The organism is Streptomyces sp. NPDC005374 (assembly GCF_042872225.1).
In the GTDB taxonomy this organism is placed as follows: domain Bacteria; phylum Actinomycetota; class Actinomycetes; order Streptomycetales; family Streptomycetaceae; genus Streptomyces.
In genome coordinates, this window is record NZ_JBIAKA010000036.1 from 21,030 (window position 1) to 28,555 (window position 7,526).

5 protein-coding genes and 1 pseudogene are annotated in these 7,526 nt (G+C 67.0%); 5 read left to right on the plus strand and 1 reads right to left on the minus strand.

The window, feature by feature from the left end:
* The first annotated feature begins 29 nt into the window (after window positions 1-29).
* From ACFYRX_RS46195 to ACFYRX_RS46215, 5 genes and pseudogenes are all read left to right on the plus strand, one after another.
* Window positions 30-623 (plus strand): hypothetical protein, encoded by a 594-nt coding sequence (locus ACFYRX_RS46195; RefSeq protein WP_389113362.1) that lies wholly within the window; start codon window positions 30-32, stop codon window positions 621-623.
* An 896-nt stretch (window positions 624-1,519) separates the two neighbouring features.
* Entirely contained in the window at window positions 1,520-2,044 is a 525-nt protein-coding gene (locus ACFYRX_RS46200; RefSeq protein ID WP_389113364.1) for a hypothetical protein, read from the plus strand.
* Between the two features lie 388 nt (window positions 2,045-2,432).
* The gene (locus ACFYRX_RS46205; protein ID WP_389113366.1) at window positions 2,433-4,430 is read left to right on the plus strand and encodes a hypothetical protein; all 1,998 of its coding nucleotides are present in this window, start codon (window positions 2,433-2,435) and stop codon (window positions 4,428-4,430) included.
* Complete coding sequence (locus ACFYRX_RS46210; RefSeq protein WP_389113368.1) at window positions 4,411-5,187, plus strand: hypothetical protein; 777 nt, start codon at window positions 4,411-4,413, stop codon at window positions 5,185-5,187. The genes ACFYRX_RS46205 and ACFYRX_RS46210 overlap by 20 nt, the downstream gene beginning before the upstream one ends.
* A gap of 36 nt (window positions 5,188-5,223) precedes the next feature.
* A pseudogene (locus tag ACFYRX_RS46215) lies at window positions 5,224-5,489 on the plus strand (pyridine nucleotide-disulfide oxidoreductase); the annotation flags it as partial.
* Between the two features lie 176 nt (window positions 5,490-5,665).
* Here ACFYRX_RS46215 and ACFYRX_RS46220 read toward each other — a convergent pair.
* Window positions 5,666-7,243 (minus strand): hypothetical protein, encoded by a 1,578-nt coding sequence (locus ACFYRX_RS46220; RefSeq protein WP_389113370.1) that lies wholly within the window; start codon window positions 7,241-7,243, stop codon window positions 5,666-5,668.
* Window positions 7,244-7,526 lie beyond the last annotated feature (283 nt).

Consider the following 7,526-nt stretch of genomic DNA (forward strand, 5'->3'; position numbering starts at 1 on the left):
GCCAAGTACCCGACGATGACACGTACGCCATGACCGTCCCGTATGCCCGGCCCGCACCATCAGACCCCGACGAGATCACTGTCGAGTTCGGCATCGACGACATCATCCTCACCTACAACAGCCAGTACTGGATCGCGCCGCACCACGACGACGGGATGCAGCAGTGGGACGTCGGCATGCACTTCGCCGACGACGGGCCCGGCCCCCAGTTCGGCAGGATCGGCCTCCACGTCGTCGATCACAACCGCTGCCTGGATCCCATCGAGGCCTGCGACGCCCTCAGCGACCACCTATTCACCATCAGCCAAGCTCTCTTCGAACCTGGCTGCCTGGACACGCGCCAGGACCTGTCGGATCGGCTGAGCTGCCCGGGCAACACCCTCATCGTCGACCACGTCAGCATCGACAAACGACTGCGCGGACACGGACTCGGGGTCTTCCTCACCGGCCTGGCCCTGGAGTACTTCAGCACAGACACCGGTGTCATCGCGCTTTTCCCGGACCCATCGAGCGTGATCCTCACACCCCCCATGAAGAGGCCTGCGCCCGCCTGGGGCAGGCCTGGTCCCGTCTGGGCTTCACCCCCTACCGCGACGGCGTATGGGTCCTCGACCCTGGACTGACCACCCTGGAGACGGCCATCGACGCCGAGCAGCAGCGCCTGGCAGACCACCGCTGGCACGTCAGTCTGAAGTACAACCCGAGCAACTGGGGCGGTGACATCACCGCAATCACCGCCCTCATGAGCAAGACCACCCCGTGGCGACGGCCCCCGCCTGCCCATCCCTCGCGTCTGTGCACCAGTTGAAAAAGACCCCCTTGTGCCGCCCGCCCGACGAGGTCCGCGCGCTGTGGGCGCGCACCACCAACGCACGGGCCAGCGGCTCTCACATCTGCGCCCTTGGCCCCGGCCCCTGCACGCCTTGCCAACGGAACCTGGCCGGGCCATGGTCAGCCTTCGCCGTGGCCGAGATGCGCTGCATTCGGGCTGACCCATTCAAATCCCTTGGACCACAACGGAATCATGAGACCCGATATTCACTTCCCATTGCAGGATCCGATGACGGGAAACACCCGCACGAGCGCCATTCCGCTTGTGGATTCCGACAAGGGGCTGCCCGCCATCCGGAGCATGGCGACGCTGTGTTAATGCGACTTCATCTGCTGCGCTGCATTCTCGATCCCGTCACGAGCTGGCGGGCTCTTCGGCGGACCGTGGGAAGCGATGGCCCGAGGTCATTCGACGTGGCCTACAGGCAGGTCCGCGTGGAGCGGTTCCCTGAGGAATCTGTCTACCGGCAGCACGGGCACGTACCCCTGGCCTCACCGGACCAACGTGAAAGGGACCCCCGCTAACCGGACATGTGGCCGAATGGGTGGCCGTCGAAAACTGGCCGAACAGACGCAAGGGCGCGGCAGGCGGCGCCTTTTCGCCGTATTCCCGAAAGGGTCTCTCCCTCTTACGTGGCGTCAGAAAGAATCGGACAGTCCTTCATCCTGAAGCCCGGGGGAGTTCAGCATGCCGGATCCCACAGAAATCGCTGTGATCAGTTCCGTCCTGCCCGCCACCTTCACGTTCCTCTTCCAGCGCCTGGATCGCCTGCTCACCTCCCGCGGAGCTGAACCCGAGACGGACGTCGCCGCGCCGCCTGGCCTGGTGGGAACACTTCACCTGCCGCTGGAGCCGTCCGAAGACACGCTCCGGGCCCGGCGAGGCGAACTGGAACTGCTGCAGGAAGCCCTCACCGCCTACGCCGACGGCACTGTCCCGGTGAGCCCCTCCGACCACCGACTCTTGCGGAACATGGCCCGCACTCGCGGCGCCCTGGAGGACATTTACCGCCAGCGCCTGACCTTCGAGGGCGAAGACCGGCCCGCCTCCGGCCCGTTCGTCCACCAGAGCATCAAGACTGTCACCGGCGAGGCCTCGGGCATGGAGAGCGATGTGATCACCGGGAACTCCCGTGTCCTGCAGGACGTGGACACCGTCGAGGCCGGCGGCAAGCTCATCGGTATGAAGGGCCAGCGGATCACCCAGCAGTAGCAGTAGCACAGGCAACTGCCGCCACATGTGCCTGCGCGGCCGCGCCGCGGCACACCCGACCGCTTCGAAGGGCTGATCCGTGCCAGCATCCGACCCTGCCCACCAGGACACAGCGCCGACACTGCCCGCGCCCCACGACGATGCAGCATCCACGCCGGCCACCCAGCCACCTGCCGATCCCGACGCAAGCATCCCCGGGCCCTTGAACGGGATCCAGCCCCCCGCCCACCCGTCCGTCACAGACCGATCGCAGGCCTCCGCCTTCACGGACCCCCGACAGGACCCCGCACCTGCCGTGACGCCGCCCGGACCGGCCACCCACCCCCGTGACACCCCCGCCCCGCACACGGCGCCTCACGTCAAAGACCCGGACGACGGGGCGAGCACCGTGCAAAACGTCCGCATCAACTACGGGACGGCAGTCGCAGTCCAAAACATCAACGAGATCCAACGCCTTCGGGGAACGCCCCTGCCCGACGACTGGATTAAGGCCCGTCTGCACCCCTACCTGCCCGACGACCAGACGACAAAAGCCATCGCCGAGCTCCTCGACGTGCACCGGATCGCCGTCATCCACCACACCGCCGGCACCGGCCGCTACACCACAGCCCTGCACGCCCTCACACACGAACGTGTCAAAAACATCCGGCAGGTGCGCCGCGAACCCAACGAGCGAGTCGAACTCGAAGGCCTCAAAGACGAGAACACCGGCTGGATCCTGGACCTGCGAGACGAAGAGGAAATCCTGCGCCCCGGGTTCGGGCTCCACCTGCGCGAAGCGGCCGACCACCTGCGCACCATGCGCTCCTACCTCGTCGTGGTCACCCACACCAACACCTGGAGGCCGGTTGCGGGCGAGGCCACCGACCTGGCCCACCTCCTTGCCCCGCCCACCGCTCTCGACGTGCTCCACACCCACCTGGAACGCCACCAGCCCCACGTCCGCGACCTGGACAGGTGGCGTACCGATGAGGCCATCATCAAGCAGCTAGCGTCGGCCACACCGGCCGAAGCTTCCCGGCTGGCCCGCATCATCATCACCGCAGTCAGCCTCGACGACTCCACCGGCGAGCCCAAACCCTTCAAGGAACTCGTCGAAGCCGTCATCCAGTCCGCCCACAACTGGCGCACCGTACTGCGCACCTGGCACAGCAACCATCCCAACAGCGCCCACCGCAACTATCTGCTGGCCGCGGCCGCGCTCGACGGCGCGCCCGCCGAGGCCGTCTACGAAGCCCAGACCACCCTCGGCGAAGCACTCCAGGACGCCCCGGCCACCCTCTGCGGCCAGCAGGGTCCCGGCATCATCGAACTCACCCACACCATCGGCGCGACACTCGGCGACGACGACCGCATCCACTTCCTCAAGCCCGGCTACGCCGAGGCAGTCGTCGACTACTTCTGGGTCGACCGCCCCCACCACGTCGCCGCCTTCACCCGCTGGACCGCCGAACAGGCCGCATCACTGCCCGCCGACCTCGGCGCCCCACTGGCCGAGCGGGTCACCCAATGGGCAACCCGCTACAGCCTGGCCAAGCAGAGCTTCACCGTCCTGCGGGCGATCGCCACGCACTGGGCCAAGACTCGCCACCTGCGAGGCCAGGCCACAGATCTCCTGGTGGCCGCAGCCGTCGACCCCACCGCCGGCAAACGCGCCCGCACCCAGTACCTGGCCTGGGCCAAGGCCCCCGACGCAGACGAGCTCACCAACCAGGCCAGCACCCCCACCGCCCTCAAACAGGCGCTCGCCGCCGCCTTGGCGCAACTCGGCCACGCCTACCCCCAGATTGCCCTTAAGCGGCTGGCCGAACTCGCCGCCCACACCACCCACAAGGCCGTCACGGCCGCCGTGGGAGACGCCCTGACCGAACTGTGGGACCAGCCCGCCCACCAGGACACCATCCGAGCCACCCTCACCACATGGTTCGCGTCCTCCCAGCCCCACTACACTGCCGCCGCCCGGCGCGCCTTCCTCCACCTCGCCGACCGCACTACCACCGAGGGCATCCCCCTCCTCTTGGCCAAAACCGACAGCGGAAGCTCCTCATTTGCCCTCACCGGCTGGCGCTGCGCCCTGGAGGACAAGGGGGACACCGACCTGCAACACGCCGTCAGTACCTGGCTCGACAGCGCCCTGGCCAATGACCGGCTGCGCCCCGCCATCCTGCAGACCTTCACCGAAGCCGTCTTCCGCTCCGATGCCGACCGCACTTACCTCGCCTCGCGCTTCCTCGCCCTCCACCACGCGACCTACGGATGGGAACCCGTCAGCCCCGGCGCACAGCCCACCGCACGCACCCACCTGCGCGACGCACTCGTCATCGCCCTGCGGGAAGCCGATCCGACAGCGCCTGCAACGCTGCACCATGCGCCGAACACGCCGTAGACGCGGCGGCTGGCCCACACCCCGCACCGGCACCCTCGACCTGATCTGCCCCGCACCCACCGCCATGCCGGGCTACTCCTTCACCCTCACCCTCACCGGCGCCTGGGAGGAACTCCCCTCGCCCCGTCCGCACCACAGCCCCCACGCCGCCGCTGCCGACCACGCCCTGACGACCGCCCGCGCTATTACCGCCGACTACTACGCGACCGACGCCGTGCCGGCCTCCGCCCGCCTCAACACCATCCTCGGCCGCCCCGCCGACCTGCCCAACGCCCCCGTCCGGCTGCTCTGGGGCCACGTCTGTCTCACTGCCGAACCCGGCGCCACCCAGGCTGCACACAGCCACCAACAGCACCTGCACGAGCTGCAGCAACGTCAGGCCCAACACGCCCGCCGTCTGGAAGAAGCACACACGCTGCGCGACACCCTGATGAGCGACCCTTCACTGGCACTGTCCTACTGGTTCGCCACCGCACCGCAGACTGTAGACACCAGCACACTCACTCGTCTTGAGGCTCTGTTCGCCCAAGCAGCCGCCTATGCGCCACAGGGCCAGTGGGCGCCTCTGGCCCGCCTGCTCCAGACCTTCGCAGGCAACCTGACCGACGACGCCAAGAACCACCTCATGGACACCCTGGCCTCCCTCACCGACCGGTACGGCCGCCCAGACATCGCTGCCGCCATCCAAGGTGTGCGCGCACTGCGTCCGGAAGACTCCGCTCAGCCGCCCCCGCGCACAAACGGATCAACACTGTGACCCGGCCGTACGTCAGAACAGCAGAAATGAGACCGCCGTCTCACCTCGAGCGGTGTCGAGTGGGCCGACGGCACACGAACTCCCGCCCCTGCGATCATTGGTGCACCGGCTTTCGCCCGGCCTTCTCGCATCTGGCGCCTTTGGCTTACGCGGCCCGCGTGGTCACATCGTCACCGTAGAGAACCCTGTCTGTGCAAGAGCCGCGCCTACACCTGTTTGGCTACGGCGACTGGACCGGACCTGCCTCCGCCACCCTCACAGGTGTCGGTTGTCCGGCCCGCGAGATCGCCGAATGGCACTGACAAGCCCGGTCCACACCTTCCACGGCCTCAGGAAGGCGGATACCCGTGCCCTCGTGGTCGCAGTGCCGCGTGGCGGCAAGGACTCAAAGGAGGTCCCTCCGTTTCAGGGCGCTGGCATCGCCGTGGGGCGCGTGAAGTGGACACATATTGCAGGCTGTTCACGAGGGATGGGCTAGCTAGTCCAGCTGGAAACGAAGGCGAACGTCGTCTGACCACGGCCCTGTGTCGGCGTCGCTCTCCTTCCACCGTCCTTCGTCGAAGATCAGAGAACGCGGCCCGAGCAGGACTCGTGGGAACAGGGACCGGCTCGGTACCCTGGGAAGCGCCTCAACGGTGTCCAAGCGGAAGGCGGGCACCTGGAATCCGCACGGTTCCTCATCATGGAACAGCACGGATCCGTGGCCAGAGAACCAGGCGACGAGGCTGGAGTCGGCCAGATTGCAAACAACTGGGACGTTAATGGTCCCGGGCGCAGTGTCGCAGTCCTCCTCCTGCACCTCCGGCGCCGCCAGGAGGAGTCCCCGGGGAATCGGCTGGGTCTGCGGGTCGGCTGCCGCGCCGAGGAACATCAGGGAGTTCCGGGATTCAGGGCTGGCCAGGTCTTTGACCATGACAGGCACCGCGTCCCAGCCGTCCAGACCTTGGGCATCGCGGTAGGCCGCCGCGCACCAGGCCAGATCGCCCAAGTTCTCGAAGTGCACCACATCGAGAGGCGGTCCGTCGCCGTCGTCGAAACGGAGGACCGACTCGGGGTGGCAGGCAGTGAGGAAGTCAAGCAGGTCCGGATGGTTGCCGAGGAGAGCGTCGCTGTCCGGGTCGGCGAGCGCCCGCATCAGGTGCACGTACTGACCGTCCTTCTCGACCCGCGCGGAAACGGTCAGGGCGAAGCCCGCTGGGTAGACGTAGCCGAAGTGGTGCTCGTTGGCGGTACGCAGCACCGGCAGTTTCGCGGACGCAGAAGTGGTCTGGACATGCACCCTGGTGGGATGGTCCATGATGAAACCGGCCAGCACATACGGCTGGGGGAGGTGCGCCAGGCCCCCCATGACCTTGCCTCGCAGCGCGAGTGCGCGCATCCTCTGGTCACGTCGCGCCGGCTCGCCGAAGGTGGCCAGGTAAAGCGCCTCCTGCTCAGAGGGTGTTCCTTGCTCGAACCACGCGTACAGGTCCAGGGACGTGATGAGGGTTGTCTGGCTGTCGGCATCGCGATGGATCTGGATCTGGACAGGTCCGGTGATCGGTTCGGCAATCTTCCGGGCAGCGTCGGCACGCACCTGCTCAAGGTAGCCGGGGACGCTCACCTCTGCGATCGCGTCCCGGATCTCCGCCACGGGCCGCATGTCCTTGGGGGTGAAGTGCTTGGACTTCTTGGCGGACGTCAGAAAGTGGGACAGCTCCACGATGAGGGCGGCATCCATCATCCGGAAATAGACAACCGCTGACTTCGGTCCGTTCAGCTTCACGAGGGCGATACCGGTGGGAAACTGTGCCGCAAGCAGGCACTCGGCATCCGCCCGGTTCAGCCTGATCCGCCCGTCGTCCCGATCGGTCGCTCGGACGCTGAAGCCGACGAGAACTCCGGATACCGGCCCGGTCCGGCCGAAGTCCTCCGCCAGGTCCGGCTGGCACAGGAAGTCGAACCCGAAGTCGTGTTCGACCTTGTTGGGGATGATGAAGTTCTCCTGACAGGAGAGCCGGAACCGGTCCTCTCCGATCGCTCCGATGCGCTGGGCGGCGTTGCGTTTCTTCGGCACGGTCCCCCGGATCGCATGCTTCTGTCAGGCAGACCGGGTGCGTCTTTTGCTCCACGGTCGCGTCTGCTGCTCTCCTCCATTATCGCAGCCGCACCGGATCGCCCGCACACATATCTGGGCACCGCTCAGCGATGCCGATGAGGACCTGAACGGGGTTGCCTCGACAACCAACTCCGCAGGCTGCGGCCTGAACCGTTCCGGGTTCGGTAGGGACTCGATCATTTGAGAGGATCGAGTCATGGCACGCCCTTCCCCTTACCCTCTTGAGCTGCGCAGACGAGCG